The sequence below is a fragment of the Streptomyces sp. NBC_01267 genome, from assembly GCF_036241575.1.
Lineage (GTDB): Bacteria > Actinomycetota > Actinomycetes > Streptomycetales > Streptomycetaceae > Streptomyces.
Map to the genome: position 1 here is coordinate 4718003 of NZ_CP108455.1, position 15171 is coordinate 4733173.

General features: G+C 67.2%; 21 protein-coding genes. 20 read left to right on the top strand and 1 reads right to left on the bottom strand.

Translation table 11 applies throughout. The features are described 5' to 3' along the window. The first annotated feature begins 37 nt into the window (after window positions 1–37). The 17 genes from rpsH to OG709_RS21820 all read left to right on the top strand — a co-directional run bounded on the left by rpsH (window position 38) and on the right by OG709_RS21820 (window position 11054). Window positions 38–436 carry a 30S ribosomal protein S8 gene (gene rpsH, locus OG709_RS21740; protein ID WP_164264452.1) on the top strand — a complete coding sequence of 133 codons (399 nt, stop codon included), beginning with the start codon at window positions 38–40 and terminating at the stop codon, window positions 434–436. 21 nt (window positions 437–457) lie between these two features. Then, a complete protein-coding gene (gene rplF / locus OG709_RS21745; protein ID WP_250299292.1) occupies window positions 458–997 on the top strand; it encodes a 50S ribosomal protein L6 in 540 nt (179 codons plus the stop codon). Window positions 998–1000: 3 nt separating this feature from the next. Then, a complete protein-coding gene (gene rplR, locus OG709_RS21750) occupies window positions 1001–1384 on the top strand; it encodes a 50S ribosomal protein L18 (RefSeq protein WP_250299294.1) in 384 nt (127 codons plus the stop codon). Between the two features lie 46 nt (window positions 1385–1430). Beyond that, complete coding sequence (gene rpsE, locus OG709_RS21755) at window positions 1431–2033, top strand: 30S ribosomal protein S5 (protein WP_250299297.1); 603 nt, start codon at window positions 1431–1433, stop codon at window positions 2031–2033. After that, the gene (gene rpmD / locus OG709_RS21760; protein WP_024491595.1) at window positions 2033–2215 is read left to right on the top strand and encodes a 50S ribosomal protein L30; all 183 of its coding nucleotides are present in this window, start codon (window positions 2033–2035) and stop codon (window positions 2213–2215) included. The genes rpsE and rpmD overlap by 1 nt, the downstream gene beginning before the upstream one ends. 1 nt (window position 2216) lies before the next feature. Further along, window positions 2217–2672 (top strand): 50S ribosomal protein L15, encoded by a 456-nt coding sequence (gene rplO / locus OG709_RS21765; protein ID WP_250299301.1) that lies wholly within the window; start codon window positions 2217–2219, stop codon window positions 2670–2672. Between the two features lie 213 nt (window positions 2673–2885). Continuing rightward, the gene (gene secY / locus OG709_RS21770) at window positions 2886–4199 is read left to right on the top strand and encodes a preprotein translocase subunit SecY (RefSeq protein WP_250299303.1); all 1314 of its coding nucleotides are present in this window, start codon (window positions 2886–2888) and stop codon (window positions 4197–4199) included. Beyond that, window positions 4199–4855: an adenylate kinase gene (locus OG709_RS21775; RefSeq protein WP_250299305.1), complete on the top strand. Its 657-nt coding sequence runs from the start codon at window positions 4199–4201 to the stop codon at window positions 4853–4855. Before secY ends, OG709_RS21775 begins: the two co-directional genes overlap by 1 nt. A gap of 126 nt (window positions 4856–4981) precedes the next feature. Next, window positions 4982–5827 (top strand): type I methionyl aminopeptidase, encoded by an 846-nt coding sequence (gene map, locus OG709_RS21780; RefSeq protein WP_250299568.1) that lies wholly within the window; start codon window positions 4982–4984, stop codon window positions 5825–5827. 163 nt (window positions 5828–5990) lie between these two features. Continuing rightward, a complete protein-coding gene (infA, locus tag OG709_RS21785; protein WP_003956442.1) occupies window positions 5991–6212 on the top strand; it encodes a translation initiation factor IF-1 in 222 nt (73 codons plus the stop codon). Window positions 6213–6274: 62 nt separating this feature from the next. Further along, window positions 6275–6388, top strand: coding sequence for a 50S ribosomal protein L36 (gene rpmJ / locus OG709_RS21790; RefSeq protein ID WP_003956441.1), 114 nt, complete (start codon window positions 6275–6277; stop codon window positions 6386–6388). Window positions 6389–6580: 192 nt separating this feature from the next. Next, on the top strand, window positions 6581–6961 hold the full coding sequence (rpsM, locus tag OG709_RS21795) for a 30S ribosomal protein S13 (protein WP_164264459.1): 381 nt from the start codon (window positions 6581–6583) through the stop codon (window positions 6959–6961). 72 nt (window positions 6962–7033) lie between these two features. Then, window positions 7034–7438, top strand: coding sequence for a 30S ribosomal protein S11 (gene rpsK / locus OG709_RS21800; protein ID WP_125496499.1), 405 nt, complete (start codon window positions 7034–7036; stop codon window positions 7436–7438). A 122-nt stretch (window positions 7439–7560) separates the two neighbouring features. Continuing rightward, window positions 7561–8583, top strand: coding sequence for a DNA-directed RNA polymerase subunit alpha (locus OG709_RS21805; protein ID WP_250299306.1), 1023 nt, complete (start codon window positions 7561–7563; stop codon window positions 8581–8583). Between the two features lie 111 nt (window positions 8584–8694). Further along, the gene (gene rplQ, locus OG709_RS21810; protein WP_250299308.1) at window positions 8695–9195 is read left to right on the top strand and encodes a 50S ribosomal protein L17; all 501 of its coding nucleotides are present in this window, start codon (window positions 8695–8697) and stop codon (window positions 9193–9195) included. A gap of 163 nt (window positions 9196–9358) precedes the next feature. After that, window positions 9359–10210 (top strand): tRNA pseudouridine(38-40) synthase TruA, encoded by an 852-nt coding sequence (gene truA, locus OG709_RS21815; RefSeq protein WP_250299313.1) that lies wholly within the window; start codon window positions 9359–9361, stop codon window positions 10208–10210. Window positions 10211–10265: 55 nt separating this feature from the next. Beyond that, on the top strand, window positions 10266–11054 hold the full coding sequence (locus OG709_RS21820) for a polyprenol monophosphomannose synthase (RefSeq protein WP_250299316.1): 789 nt from the start codon (window positions 10266–10268) through the stop codon (window positions 11052–11054). A gap of 28 nt (window positions 11055–11082) precedes the next feature. Here OG709_RS21820 and OG709_RS21825 read toward each other — a convergent pair whose 3' ends face one another. Continuing rightward, a complete protein-coding gene (locus OG709_RS21825) occupies window positions 11083–11949 on the bottom strand; it encodes a hypothetical protein (RefSeq protein WP_326694205.1) in 867 nt (288 codons plus the stop codon). A gap of 263 nt (window positions 11950–12212) precedes the next feature. On the opposite strand from OG709_RS21825, the gene OG709_RS21830 reads away from it, so the two are divergent. The 3 genes from OG709_RS21830 (at window position 12213) to rpsI (ending at window position 15152) form a co-directional block, all read left to right on the top strand. Next, complete coding sequence (locus tag OG709_RS21830) at window positions 12213–13832, top strand: ABC-F family ATP-binding cassette domain-containing protein (protein ID WP_250299324.1); 1620 nt, start codon at window positions 12213–12215, stop codon at window positions 13830–13832. 295 nt (window positions 13833–14127) lie between these two features. After that, a complete protein-coding gene (gene rplM, locus OG709_RS21835; protein ID WP_250299329.1) occupies window positions 14128–14571 on the top strand; it encodes a 50S ribosomal protein L13 in 444 nt (147 codons plus the stop codon). 44 nt (window positions 14572–14615) lie between these two features. After that, window positions 14616–15152, top strand: coding sequence for a 30S ribosomal protein S9 (gene rpsI / locus OG709_RS21840; protein ID WP_374211229.1), 537 nt, complete (start codon window positions 14616–14618; stop codon window positions 15150–15152). The last annotated feature ends 19 nt before the right edge of the window (window positions 15153–15171 follow it).

A 15171-nucleotide genomic window follows, 5' to 3' on the forward strand; every position in this document is an offset into this window, starting at 1 on the left:
ACAGGAAACCCCGGCGAGAGAGGCCGAAGGCCAATTCATGACCATGACTGATCCCATCGCAGACATGCTCACGCGTCTGCGTAACGCAAACTCGGCGTACCACGACTCCGTCGTGATGCCGCACAGCAAGATCAAGTCGCACATCGCGGAGATCCTCCAGCAGGAGGGCTTCATCACCGGCTGGAAGACCGAGGACGCCGAGGTCGGCAAGAACCTCGTTCTCGAGCTGAAGTTCGGCCCGAACCGCGAGCGCTCGATCGCCGGCATCAAGAGGATCTCGAAGCCGGGTCTGCGTGTGTACGCGAAGTCCACCAACCTGCCGAAGGTTCTCGGCGGCCTGGGCGTGGCGATCATCTCCACGTCCCACGGTCTCCTGACCGGCCAGCAGGCCAGCAAGAAGGGCGTAGGTGGGGAAGTCCTCGCCTACGTCTGGTAGTCGGGAACGGAGGAAAAGCTAATGTCGCGAATCGGCAAGCTCCCCATCCAGGTTCCCGCCGGTGTGGACGTCACCATCGATGGCCGCACGGTCGCGGTGAAGGGCCCCAAGGGGACCCTCACGCACACCGTCGCCGCGCCGATCGAGGTCACCAAGGGCGAGGACGGCGTGCTGAACGTCGTCCGTCCTAACGACGAGCGTCAGAACAAGGCCCTTCACGGCCTGTCCCGCACGCTGGTGGCGAACATGATCACCGGCGTGACCGCGGGATACAGCAAGGCGCTCGAGATCAGCGGTGTCGGTTACCGCGTCCAGGCGAAGGGCTCCAACCTGGAGTTCGCCCTGGGCTACAGCCACCCGGTCGTCGTCGTTGCCCCCGAGGGCATCACCTTCAAGGTCGAGTCGCCCACGAAGCTCAGCGTCGAGGGCATCGACAAGCAGAAGGTCGGCGAGGTCGCCGCTAACATCCGCAAGCTGCGGAAGCCCGACCCGTACAAGGCCAAGGGCGTCAAGTACGCCGGCGAGGTTATCCGCCGCAAGGTCGGAAAGGCGGGTAAGTAAGCCATGGCATACGGTGTGAAGATCGCCAAGGGCGACGCGTACAAGCGCGCTGCCATCAAGCGCCGCCACGTCCGCGTGCGCAAGCACATCTCCGGTACGCCGGAGCGTCCGCGCCTGGTCGTGACGCGTTCCAACCGCAACATCGTTGCGCAGGTCATCGACGACATCGCGGGCCACACGCTCGCGTCGGCGTCGACCCTGGACACCTCGATCCGCGGTGGCGAGGCCGACAAGAGCGCCCAGGCGCAGCAGGTCGGTGCGCTCGTCGCCGAGCGTGCGAAGGCCGCGGGTGTCGAGGCTGTCGTGTTCGACCGTGGTGGCAACAGGTACGCCGGGCGCATTGCCGCTCTGGCTGACGCCGCCCGCGAAGCCGGGCTGAAGTTCTAAGCCCCGGTTCCGGGACTAACGGACGTAACAGAGAGAGGTAAATCCAATGGCTGGACCCCAGCGCCGCGGAAGCGGTGCCGGTGGCGGCGAGCGGCGGGACCGGAAGGGTCGCGACGGTGGCGCTGCCGCCGAGAAGACCGCTTACGTTGAGCGCGTAGTCGCGATCAACCGCGTTGCCAAGGTTGTCAAGGGTGGTCGTCGCTTCAGCTTCACCGCGCTCGTCGTGGTCGGAGACGGTGACGGCACCGTAGGTGTCGGTTACGGCAAGGCCAAGGAAGTTCCCGCGGCCATCGCCAAGGGCGTCGAAGAGGCCAAGAAGAGCTTCTTCAAGGTCCCGCGTATCCAGGGCACCATCCCGCACCCGATCACGGGCGAGAAGGCCGCGGGCGTCGTCCTGCTGAAGCCTGCTTCCCCCGGTACCGGTGTTATCGCCGGTGGCCCGGTGCGCGCCGTTCTGGAGTGCGCCGGCGTTCACGACATCCTGTCGAAGTCGCTCGGCTCCGACAACGCGATCAACATCGTGCACGCGACCGTGGCGGCCCTCAAGGGCCTGCAGCGTCCCGAGGAGATCGCGGCTCGCCGTGGTCTGCCCCTCGAGGACGTCGCCCCCGCGGCTCTGCTCCGTGCGCGTGCGGGAGCGGGTGCGTAATGGCTCGCCTCAAGATCACGCAGACGAAGTCGTACATCGGCAGCAAGCAGAACCACCGCGACACCCTGCGTTCGCTCGGGCTCAAGCGCCTGCACGACGTGGTTGTCAAGGAGGACCGCCCCGAGTTCCGCGGAATGGCTAACACCGTCCGCCACCTCGTGACGGTTGAGGAGGTCGACTGACATGGCGGAGAACAACCCGCTGAAGGTCCACAACCTCCGGCCCGCCCCCGGTGCCAAGACCGCCAAGACCCGTGTGGGCCGTGGTGAGGCATCGAAGGGTAAGACCGCAGGTCGTGGTACCAAGGGCACGAAGGCCCGTTACCAGGTTCCGGAGCGCTTCGAGGGTGGGCAGATGCCCCTCCACATGCGTCTCCCGAAGCTCAAGGGCTTCAAGAACCCGTTCCGCACCGAGTTCCAGGTCGTGAACCTGGACAAGCTCGGTGAGCTCTACCCGCAGGGTGGGGACGTCACGGTGGCCGACCTGGTCGCCAAGGGCGCGGTGCGCAAGAACTGCCTCGTCAAGGTCCTTGGCCAGGGCGAGATCTCCGTGGCGCTGACGGTTTCGGTTGACGCCGTTTCCGGCTCCGCCAAGGAGAAGATTGCCGCCGCGGGCGGCACCGTCACCGAGCTCGTCTGAGACGACTCGATGACCTGAACACCCAACCGGGGATGCCCTTTTGAAAGGGCATCCCCGGTTGGTCGTTCCTAGGGGGCGGGGTCGCCGGTAAGGTGGCGCTGCACTGTCTGAACCCAGCGTGGTGTATCCGCGCGGCTATTGACCGATACGTACTCATCGAACCTCAAGACCGTCACCTCTGACGCAGACCGCGCGGGGGTCGCAGGAGGCACCGTGCTCACCGCGTTCGCCCGAGCGTTCAAGACGCCCGACCTGCGCAAGAAGCTGCTCTTCACACTCGCCATCATCGTGATCTACCGGCTCGGGACGCACATCCCGATTCCCGGTGTCAGCTACTCGAACGTGCAGACCTGCATGGACCAGACGAAGACCAACCAGGGTCTGTTCGGTCTGGTCAACATGTTCAGTGGTGGCGCGCTGTTGCAGATCACCATCTTCGCGCTCGGCATCATGCCGTACATCACGGCGAGCATCATCCTTCAGCTGCTGACCGTGGTGATCCCGCGGCTGGAAGCCCTGAAGAAGGAAGGGCAGTCCGGCCAGGCGAAGGTCACGCAGTACACGCGTTATCTGACGGTCGCGCTCGCGATCCTTCAGGGCACCGGCCTGGTGGCCACCGCCCGTACCGGCGCGCTGTTCAGCGGCTGCCCGGTCGCCAGCCAGATCGTGCCCGACCAGTCGATCTTCATCACCGTCACCATGGTCATCTGCATGACCGCCGGTACCTGCGTCGTGATGTGGCTCGGCGAGCTCGTGACCGACAAGGGCATCGGCAACGGTATGTCGATCCTGATGTTCGTCTCGATCGCCGCCGGTTTCCCCGGTGCGCTGTGGGCCGTCAAGCAGCAGGGCAAGCTCGCGGACGGCTGGATCGAATTCGGCGCCGTGATCCTGGTGGGTCTGGCCATGGTCGGCCTCGTCGTCTTCGTGGAGCAGGCCCAGCGCCGGATCCCCGTTCAGTACGCGAAGCGCATGATCGGCCGGAAGTCCTACGGCGGTACGTCCACTTACATCCCGCTGAAGGTCAACCAGGCCGGTGTGATCCCGGTCATCTTCGCTTCGTCGCTGCTCTACATCCCTGGTCTCGTCGTGCAGTTCAGCGGTTCGACCGCGGGCTGGGCGACCTGGATCAAGGACAACCTGGTCAAGGGCGACCACCCCGCCTACATCGTTTCGTACTTCCTGTTGATCGTGTTCTTCGCCTTCTTCTACGTGGCGATCTCGTTCAACCCCGAGGAAGTCGCCGACAACATGAAGAAGTATGGTGGCTTCATCCCGGGCATCCGGGCTGGCCGACCGACCGCTGAGTACCTGAGTTACGTACTCAACCGGATCACCTGGCCGGGGTCGCTGTATCTGGGTGTGATCGCTCTTGTCCCAACGATGGCGTTGGTGGGCTTCGGTGCGAACCAGAACTTCCCGTTCGGCGGGACGAGCATCCTGATCATCGTGGGTGTGGGTCTGGAGACCGTGAAGCAGATCGAGAGCCAGCTCCAGCAGCGCAATTACGAAGGGTTCCTCCGCTGATGCGTATCGTCCTCGTCGGACCGCCCGGGGCGGGCAAGGGAACGCAGGCCGCGTACCTTGCCAAGAACCTGGTGATCCCGCACATCTCCACGGGCGACCTCTTCCGTGCCAATATCAGTCAGGGCACGGAGCTGGGCAAGCAGGCCAAGGCGTACATGGACGCCGGCGACCTGGTGCCCGACGAGGTCACCATCGGGATGGCACAGGACCGCATGTCCCAGCCGGACGCCGTGGGAGGGTTCCTCCTCGACGGCTTCCCGCGGAACGTCGCGCAGGCCCAGGCGCTCGACGAGTCGCTGAAGTCCGCGGGGCAGAAGCTGGACGCGGTGCTGGATCTTGAGGTCCCCGAGGACGAGGTCGTCAAGCGGATCGCAGGTCGGCGTACCTGCCGCAACGACGGCAAGCATGTCTTCCACCTGGTGTACAGCCCGCCCAAGCAGGACGGTGTCTGTGACATCTGCGGTGGCGAGCTGTACCAGCGCGGTGACGACAGCGAGGAGACGGTCCGCCGTCGCCTGGAGGTCTACCACGCCGAGACCGAGCCGATCATCGACCACTACAAGGCCCAGGGCCTGGTGGTCACGATCTCCGCACTCGGCAAGGTCACCGAGGTGACCGAGCGGGCCATGGAGGCCCTTCGGGCCGACCGGGCCTGACGCAGTACGTATCCAGACGGCCGCGGTGTCCCCAGGACGCCGCGGCCGTACTGTTGAACAGACATCTGGCGCACTCACAATCCGGTGTCGCACACACAATCCGGGTTCGACGGGGAAGGCAATTCGATGGTGGAGATCAAGACTCCCGAGCAGATCGCGAAGATGCGTGAGGCGGGGCTGGTCGTTGCCGCGATCCACTCCGCGACCCGGGAAGCCGCGGTGCCCGGGGCGACCACGAACGATCTGGACCAGGTGGCCCGGAAGGTGCTCGCCGAGCACGGCGCGAAGCCGAACTTCCTCGGGTACGGCGGGTTCCCCGCCACGATCTGTACGTCGGTGAACGAGGTCGTGGTCCACGGCATCCCCGACGACAGGACCGTCCTCAAGGACGGCGACATCATCTCGATCGACTGCGGCGCCATCATCGACGGCTGGCACGGCGACGCGGCGTACACCGCGTTCGTCGGCACGGGGCACGCCCCGGAGCTGGTCGAGCTCTCCCGGGTGACCGAGGAGTCGATGTGGGCCGGGATCGCCGCGATGAAGAAGGGCGCCAGGCTGGCCGAGGTCTCGAAGGCGATCGAGGGCTACATCCGCCGCCAGCCCCGCCCGTCCTCCGGCAAGTACGGGATCATCGAGGACTACGGGGGCCACGGCATCGGCTCGGAGATGCACATGGACCCGCATCTGCTGAACTACGTCGACAAGCGGCGCCTCATCGGCCGGCACAACCCGAAGCTGGTGCCCGGGTTCTGCCTGGCGATCGAGCCGATGGTCTCGCTGGGCACCCCGCGGACCCAGGTGCTGGACGACGACTGGACGGTCATCACGACCGACGGGACCTGGTCCTCGCACTGGGAGCACTCGATCGCGCTGACCGAGGAGGGCCTGATCGTGCTGACCGCGCCCGACGGCGGCAAGGCCAAGCTGGCCGAGCTGGGTGTCACGACCGCCCCCGACCCGCTCGGCTGAGTCTTCGGCCGACCGGCTTAAGGATCTTGACAGCAGGGCATCCTTCCCGGATTCGTCTTTACGGATGCCCTGACGTAGACTGACTCGTCGGCTCGCGTATACCCGTATGTCTTCATGCGTGCTGTACGGAGTCGATCAAGGTAGCCGATTCGAAGGGCGAAGCGTGGCCAAGAAGCAAGGTGCCATCGAAATCGAGGGCACCGTGATCGAGTCCCTCCCGAACGCAATGTTCAAGGTGGAACTTCAGAACGGTCACAAGGTCCTAGCGCACATCAGCGGCAAGATGCGGATGCACTACATCCGCATCCTCCCGGATGACCGGGTCGTGGTGGAGCTGTCTCCTTACGACCTGACGCGTGGTCGGATCGTCTACCGCTACAAGTAGATCTTGCCCGCATCCCGCTTCGCGGTGGGGTGGTGGCACCGACCCGGAGAACCTGACATCCCATGAAGGTCAAGCCGAGCGTCAAGAAGATCTGCGACAAGTGCAAGGTGATCCGCCGTCACGGTCGGGTCATGGTCATCTGCGACAACCTGCGCCACAAGCAGCGCCAGGGCTGACGCACGACCTGCACCTCGCAGTTCTTCGCGCGACGCACGTAAATACGTACATACGCAGGGCCCGCCCAGCTGACACAGCGGGCGACACCTCCGGCGGGGGCCGGGGACCCGGAATCGTGCCTACGCATCTGTAGGCACTTTTGTCTGGGAGAGGCTCTGCGGAAGACCCCCGATATCAACAGGAGCCATTGAATGGCACGCGTTTCAGGTGTTGACATCCCGCGCGAAAAGCGCGTGGAGGTTGCCCTCACCTACGTCTTCGGCATCGGGCGCACCCGGTCCAAGGAGGCCCTGGCCGCCACCGGTGTTGACCCCAACACCCGCGTTCGTGATCTGGCCGAAGAGGACCTGGTCAAGATCCGCGAGTACGTGGACGCCAACCTCCGTACCGAGGGTGACCTCCGCCGCGAGATCCAGGCCGACATCCGCCGCAAGGTCGAGATCGGCTGCTACCAGGGTCTGCGTCACCGTCGTGGACTTCCGGTCCACGGCCAGCGCACCAGCACGAACGCTCGTACCCGCAAGGGCCCGCGTCGCGCGATCGCCGGTAAGAAGAAGCCGGGCAAGAAGTAGTCCTCAGCTAGGGACGCTGTTCAGCGGTCTTCGCTGTAGGACCGATCACCTCCACTCCAACGGGAGTAAGACATGCCTCCTAAGGGCCGTCAGGGTGCTACCAAGAAGGTGCGCCGCAAGGAAAAGAAGAACGTCGCTCATGGGCATGCCCACATCAAGAGCACGTTCAACAACACCATCGTCTCGATCACGGACCCCTCGGGCAACGTGATCTCCTGGGCCTCCGCCGGCCACGTCGGCTTCAAGGGCTCGCGCAAGTCCACCCCCTTCGCCGCGCAGATGGCTGCCGAGTCGGCCGCCCGTCGCGCGCAGGAGCACGGCATGCGCAAGGTCGACGTCTTCGTCAAGGGTCCCGGCTCCGGCCGTGAGACCGCGATCCGCTCCCTCCAGGCCACCGGCCTCGAGGTCGGCTCGATCCAGGACGTCACGCCCACCCCGCACAACGGCTGCCGCCCTCCCAAGCGTCGCCGCGTCTGACCCGTTACGGGCCGGACCTGCAGGACTCTCGGGCGGTACGGCGCTTCGGTGCCGTGCCGCCCGTACCCTTGTAGTACTTGGGGGCGTCAAATAGTGGGCGCCCACGAATGAAGGATCACCACATGCTTATCGCTCAGCGTCCGTCGCTGACCGAAGAGGTCGTCGACGAGTACCGCTCCAGGTTCGTCATCGAGCCGCTGGAGCCGGGCTTCGGTTACACCCTCGGCAACTCGCTCCGCCGCACGCTCCTCTCCTCCATCCCCGGCGCCGCTGTCACCAGCATCCGCGTCGACGGTGTCCTGCACGAGTTCACCACCGTGCCGGGCGTCAAGGAGGACGTGACCGACCTCATCCTCAACATCAAGCAGCTGGTCGTCTCCTCGGAGCACGACGAGCCGGTCGTGATGTACCTGCGCAAGCAGGGCCCCGGCCAGGTCACCGCTGCTGACATCGCCCCGCCGGCCGGTGTCGAGGTGCACAACCCCGACCTGGTGCTCGCCACGCTGAACAGCAAGGGCAAGCTGGAGATGGAGCTGACCGTCGAGCGCGGTCGCGGCTACGTCTCCGCCGTGCAGAACAAGCAGCTGGGCCAGGAGATCGGCCGTATCCCGGTCGACTCCATCTACTCCCCGGTGCTGAAGGTCACGTACAAGGTCGAGGCGACCCGTGTCGAGCAGCGCACCGACTTCGACAAGCTGATCGTCGACGTCGAGACCAAGCAGGCCATGCGTCCCCGTGACGCGATGGCGTCGGCCGGTAAGACCCTGGTCGAGCTGTTCGGTCTGGCCCGTGAGCTCAACATCGACGCCGAGGGCATCGACATGGGCCCGTCGCCGACGGACGCCGCGCTCGCCGCCGATCTCGCCCTGCCGATCGAGGAGCTGGAGCTCACCGTTCGGTCGTACAACTGCCTCAAGCGCGAGGGCATCCACTCCGTGGGTGAGCTCGTGGCGCGTTCCGAGGCCGACCTGCTCGACATCCGCAACTTCGGTGCGAAGTCGATCGACGAGGTCAAGGCGAAGCTGGCCGGCATGGGCCTGGCGCTCAAGGACAGCCCGCCCGGATTCGACCCGACCGCGGCTGCTGACGCGTTCGGCGCCGACGACGACGCGGACGCCGGTTTCGTGGAGACCGAGCAGTACTAGCACGTCCCGGGGCCCGAGAGGGCCCCGGATCTGAACTTCCGGCGGGCACCAGCCCCCGGTAACTGACACCGGTACCTGATACGGCCGGTGCAGATCACAAGGAGCAACACCATGCCGAAGCCTGCCAAGGGTGCCCGTCTGGGCGGCAGCGCCGCGCACGAGCGTCTGCTGCTCGCGAACCTCGCGAAGTCGCTGTTCGAGCACGGCCGCATCACCACGACCGAGGCCAAGGCTCGCCGCCTGCGTCCGGTCGCGGAGCGTTTCATCACCAAGGCGAAGAACGGTGACATCCACAACCGTCGCCTCGTGCTGAAGTCGATCACGGACAAGGGCGTCGTCCACACGCTCTTCACCGAGATCGCCCCCCGGTACGAGAACCGCCCCGGTGGCTACACCCGCATCACCAAGATCGGCAACCGTCGTGGCGACAACGCCCCGATGGCGGTCATCGAGCTGGTCGAGGCGCTGACCGTGGCCCAGGAGGCCACCGGTGAGGCCGAGGCCGCGACCAAGCGTGCCGCCAAGGACGCGGCGCCCAAGACCGAGGCCCCGGCCGAGGTCGTCGAGGACGCCAAGCCGGTCGAGGCCGCTGAGGAGTCCAAGGACGCCTGAGCGTTCTGAAGACTGCTGGACGGGCTCGTATCTCCCTTCGGGGCGGTGCGGGCCCGTTCTTTTGTGGTGCCGTTCTTTTGTGGTGCCGTTCTTTTGTGGTGCCGAGCTTTCAGTGGTGCCGAGCTTTCAGTGGTGCTGTGCTTTTAGAGGAGAGGACGCGCGGGTGAGTGACGAGGTGGAGCCCGGTTCGGTGCGGGTGCGGCTGGACCTTGCGTACGACGGCAGGGACTTCTCGGGCTGGGCGAAGCAGAACGAACGGCGCACCGTGCAGGGCGAGTTGGAGTCGGCGATCCGTACGGTGACCCGGTCGCCCAGGACGTACGACCTGACGGTGGCCGGGCGCACCGACGCGGGCGTGCACGCGCGTGGCCAGGTCGCGCAGGTCGACCTGCCCGTCGAGGTGTGGGAGGAGCACGGGGACAAGCTGCTGCGGCGGCTGGCCGGGCGGCTTCCGCAGGACGTACGGGTGTGGCGGGTGGCGGAGGCGCCCGCCGGTTTCAACGCGCGGTTCTCGGCGGTCTGGCGGCGGTACGCCTACCGCGTGACGGACCGTCCGGGCGGGGTCGACCCGCTGCTGCGGGGTCACGTCCTCTGGCACGACCGGGAGCTTGACGTCGCGGCGATGAACGATGCGTCGCGGCTGCTGCTCGGCGAGCACGACTTCGCGGCGTACTGCAAGAAGCGGGAGGGCGCGACCACCATCCGTACCCTCCAGCAGCTGATCTGGGAGCGCGGTACCGACGGGATCGTGACCGGGACCGTGCGGGCCGATGCCTTCTGCCACAACATGGTGCGCTCGCTGGTGGGCGCCCTGCTGTCCGTCGGCGACGGGCACCGGCCGGTGGAGTGGCCGGGTGAGGTACTGGCCGCCGCGGTGCGGGACTCCTCGGTGCGGGTGGTGCGGCCACATGGGCTGACCCTGGAGGAAGTCGGGTACCCCGCCGACGAGTTGCTCGCCGCGCGGAGCAGGGAGGCCCGTAATATGCGGACGCTGCCGGGGTCCGGCTGCTGCTGAGCGGCGGCCGTCGGTCCGCCGCACGGTGCTCACCCGACCCATGTACGGAGGACCCATGGCCCAGCCCTCTGCGAGCGAGCGGATTCCCCAGGAGTGGGGCCGGCTGCCGCTGACCGTGGTGATGCCGACGTACAACGAGGTGACGAATCTGCCGCGGATCGCCGAGACCGTACTGGGGCTGCCGCTGACGGGCCTTCAGCTGAAGATCGTCGACGACTCCAGCCCCGACGGTACCGGGCGGCTGGCGGACGAGCTGGCCGCCGGGTACAACGCGGGGGGCCGCACCCGGATGACGGTGCTGCACCGTACGGAGAAGGACGGCCTCGGGCGGGCCTACGCCGCGGGGATGCTCGCCGCGCTCGACGAGGGCGCCGAGTTCGTCGTGCAGATGGACGCCGACGGCAGCCACCCCGCGCACGTCGTGCCGCAGATGCTGGGGACGGCGCTGGCCACCGACGCGGGGTTCGTCGTCGGCAGCCGGTACGTGGACGGCGGCTCGCTCGACGAGGACTGGGGCTGGCACCGGAAGGTGCTGTCGCGCTTCGCCAACCGGTACGCGCGCACCGTGCTGAACACCCGGATCAGGGACATCACGGCCGGGTTCAACCTGTGGCGGGCGGACACGCTGCGGGGGGTGGACCTGACGACGCTGGGCAGCGCCGGCTACAGCTTCCAGGTGGAGCTGAAGTTCCTCGCCGTACGCCGTGGTTACACCGGTGTGGAGATCCCGATCCGCTTCGAGGAGCGGACCGAGGGCGTCTCGAAGATGAACCTGTCGACCCAGATCGAGTCGGCGCTGGTGCCGCTGCGGCTGCGGATCCGTGACCGCAGCCGCGTGCGCTGACAGGTGGCCGTGAGCGGGGCGGGGCGGGTCAGCCCGCGGGTGCGCCGGCCGCGGCGGACGCCTGGGCCTGTCCGCGGGCGACGATCTGACGGAAGGTGAACTCGGCCACGTCGTCACCGGCCGTGAAGACGTTCGCGTCGGACTGGGCGACGTTCTTGCCGCTGGTGAACCCACCGACCGTGAAGTAGGCATAGCGGCCGTAGGAGTTGCCGACCCGGCGGCAGACCGAGCCGTTGCGGCAGAAGGTGGGGACCCCGCCGCCGCTGAGCGAGGCGATGCCGCCGGACGACTGCTTCACGGCCTGCTGCGCCTGCGCCTCGGTGTCGAAGACCGCGACCCCGATGGTGACGGCGACGCCGCCCTTGCTGAAGGTGGCCCGGATGACCTGGCCACAGCCGTTGTTCACCAGGACGGCGCCGAGTGCGCCCTGGGTGACGGAGCCGCAGGCGGTGGTGCGGTGCGTGGCGCCCTTGGCGTACGTGTGGTCGCCCACCGTCAGATTCGGGCCCGGGAAGAGGGTGTTGGCGCTGAGCGGCGCCTTGTCCTTCTTCGAGCTGGAGATGTAGTCCTTCGGATTCGGCGGCGGCGCGGGCGCCTTCGGGGTGAAGGAGGGTATGGCCTCGCCGGACTTGCTGGGCAGCGCCTCGGGTGAGGGGAGCTGGCTGGCGTTCTTGTCCGCGGAGTCCGCTCCCTTGCCCGCCGAGACGACGGCGGTGGCCACGATCGCGCCCACCGCGGCGGTCGCCAGTACGCCGCCCCCGATCAGCAGCCACTTCTTACGACGGCCGCGCGCGGCGCTCGCGTCGGCGAGTGCGGTCCAGTCAGGAGTCTGCGGACTGTGCTGCGGATGCTGATCCCCCGGCCCCCAGGAGGGCCCCCCTTGCCCAAAGCTCATGGCGCGCATCTTACGACCTCACCCGCGATGGAGAGTGGATCAGCGAGCGGCGTCATGCGGCTTCGCATCCAAGGCCGAGGAGGGAGGGATGGCGGAGCCCTCGCGACTGACGACAACGCCGGAGGCGGAGTCGCAGGGCGTCGGGAGCCCGCTCGCTATCGCGGGTGAGGTCGTTGGACCGACCGGCACATGGGGGGCGGCGTCGCGGGTGCCGATCGAAATGGGGTTGCCTCCGGGCCGTCGTGGTGGGCGACAATCCGTTCATGGGACATCTTGAAGCGGGACATCTGGAGTACTACTTGCCGGACGGGCGGGTGCTCCTCGGTGACGCCTCGTTCCGGGTGGGGGAAGGCGCGGTCGTGGCCCTGGTGGGGGCGAACGGCGCGGGGAAGACCACGCTGCTGCGGCTGATCGCGGGGGAGTTGCAGCCGCACGGCGGGAGCGTCTCGGTGAGCGGCGGGCTCGGGGTGATGCGGCAGTTCGTCGGCTCGGTCCGGGACGACCGTACGGTCAGGGACCTGCTCGTCTCGGTGGCCCAGCCGCGGATCAGGGAGGCCGCGCAGGCCGTGGACGCCGCCGAGCACCTGATCATGACCGTCGACGACGAGGCCGCGCAGATGAAGTACGCGCAGGCGCTGAGCGACTGGGCGGAGGTGCAGGGGTACGAGGCCGAGACCGTCTGGGACATCTGCACGATGGCGGCGCTCGGGGTCCCGTACGAGAAGGCCCAGTTCCGCGAGGTGCGGACGCTGTCGGGCGGTGAACAGAAGCGGCTGGTCCTGGAGGCGCTGCTGCGCGGCCCGGACGAGGTCCTGCTGCTCGACGAACCGGACAACTACCTGGACGTTCCCGGCAAGCGGTGGCTGGAGGAGCGGCTGAAGGAGACCCGTAAGACGGTCCTGTTCGTCAGCCACGACCGGGAGCTGCTGTCCCGCGCCGCCGAGAAGATCGTGAGCGTGGAGCCGAGCCCGGCGGGCTCGGACGTCTGGGTGCACGGCGGCGGATTCGACACGTACCACGCCGCCCGCAAGGAGCGCTTCGCCCGCTTCGAGGAGCTGAAGCGGCGCTGGGACGAGGAGCACGCCCGGCTGAAGGCGCTGGTGCTGCGGCTGCGCAACCAGGCGGCGATCAGCCCCGACATGGCCTCGCGGTACCGGGCGATGCAGACCCGCTTCCAGAAGTTCGAGGACGCCGGGCCGCCGCCCGAGCCGCCGCGCGAGCAGGAGATCACGATGCGGCTGCGCGGCGGCCGTACCGGCGTGCGGGCCGTGACCTGCGAGAACCTTGAGCTGACCGGGCTGATGAAGCCGTTCTCGCTGGAGATCTACTACGGCGAGCGGGTGGCGGTTCTCGGGTCCAACGGTTCCGGCAAGTCGCACTTCCTGCGGCTGCTCGCCGACGGGGCCGTGGCCCACACCGGCCAGTGGAAGCTCGGCGCGCGCGTCGTCCCCGGCCACTTCGCCCAGACGCACGCCCACCCGGAGCTGCTGGGCCGCACCCTGGTCGACATCCTGTGGACCGAGCACGCCAAGGACCGGGGCGCCGCGATGTCCGTACTGCGCAGGTACGAGCTGGAGCGCCAGGGCGACCAGAGCTTCGAGAAGCTCTCCGGCGGCCAGCAGGCGCGCTTCCAGATCCTGCTCCTGGAGCTGGCGGGCACGACGGCGCTGCTGCTGGACGAGCCGACGGACAACCTGGACCTGGAGTCCGCGGAGGCGCTCCAGGAGGGCATGGAGGCGTACGACGGCACGGTGATCGCGGTCACCCACGACCGCTGGTTCGCCAAGTCCTTCGACCGGTACCTGGTCTTCGGCTCGGACGGTGTCGTACGGGAGACGCCGGAGCCGGTGTGGGACGAGCGGCGGGTGGCACGGGCCCGATGACCCTCCCGGTACCTCCGATCAGGATCCTGCCGCTGGGAAGCGGCGGGTGAGCGGTCCGGGCACGGGTGCTGAGGCGTTTTGACCCGGGTGAGGGAACGCGGGTAGTCTCGGGTTTTGTTATACGTATTGGCTTCGTCGTTCTCACGCGAAGGGCCCTTACGTAGGTTCCCTGGAGCAGTTACCAGAGGCTCGCATACGGGCAGTGTCCCCGGCATTGTGAGCCCCAGCTGCATGTGATCGCTTCAGCGGTGCCGTGTGTCTGGACCTCATCCACTGAAGAAGCGAAGGCTACGAAGTGCGTACGTACAGCCCCAAGCCCGGCGATGTCACTCGCCAGTGGCACATCATCGACGCGCAGGACATCGTCCTGGGCCGTCTGGCGACGACCGCCGCCACCCTCCTGCGGGGCAAGCACAAGGCGATCTACGCCCCGCACATGGACATGGGCGACTTCGTCATCATCATCAACGCCGAGAAGGTTCACCTCTCCGGCAACAAGAAGACCCAGAAGATGGCGTACCGCCACTCCGGTTACCCGGGTGGTCTGCGTTCCGTCCGCTACGACGAGCTGCTCGAGAAGAGCCCCGAGAAGGCCATCGAGAAGGCCATCAAGGGCATGATCCCCAAGAACACCCTGGGTCGTCAGGTGCTCTCGAAGCTGAAGATCTACGCGGGAGACCAGCACCCGCACGCTGCTCAGCAGCCTGTTCCGTTCGAGATCACCCAGGTCGCGCAGTAGTTCCGGCCGCCCCCTAAGACATCCAGAAAGATCTGAGGAGAATCGTGGCCGAGACCACTGCAGAGACGCCCACCGACGACGTGGCGGGCACCGAGGGCGAAGAGACCTTCGCCGAGGTGACCACCTTCGAGTCCGAGGTCCCCGTCGAGGGCGAGTACACCAGCGAGTCGCTCGCGGGCCGCTTCGGCGACCCGCAGCCGGCGGCCGGCCTGGGCCGTCGCAAGAACGCCATTGCCCGCGTCCGGATCGTTCCGGGCACCGGCAAGTGGAAGATCAACGGTCGCACCCTTGAGGACTACTTCCCCAACAAGGTGCACCAGCAGGAAGTCAACGAGCCCTTCAAGGTGCTCGAGCTCGACGACCGCTACGACGTCATCGCCCGCATCTCGGGTGGCGGCGTCTCCGGCCAGGCCGGCGCCCTGCGCCTCGGTGTGGCCCGCTCGCTGAACGAGGCGGACGTGGACAACAACCGCGCCACGCTGAAGAAGGCCGGCTTCCTCTCCCGCGACGACCGTGCGGTCGAGCGCAAGAAGGCCGGTCTCAAGAAGGCCCGTAAGGCCCCGCAGTACAGCAAGCGCTAAATACCGCTTGCAGGGCTGC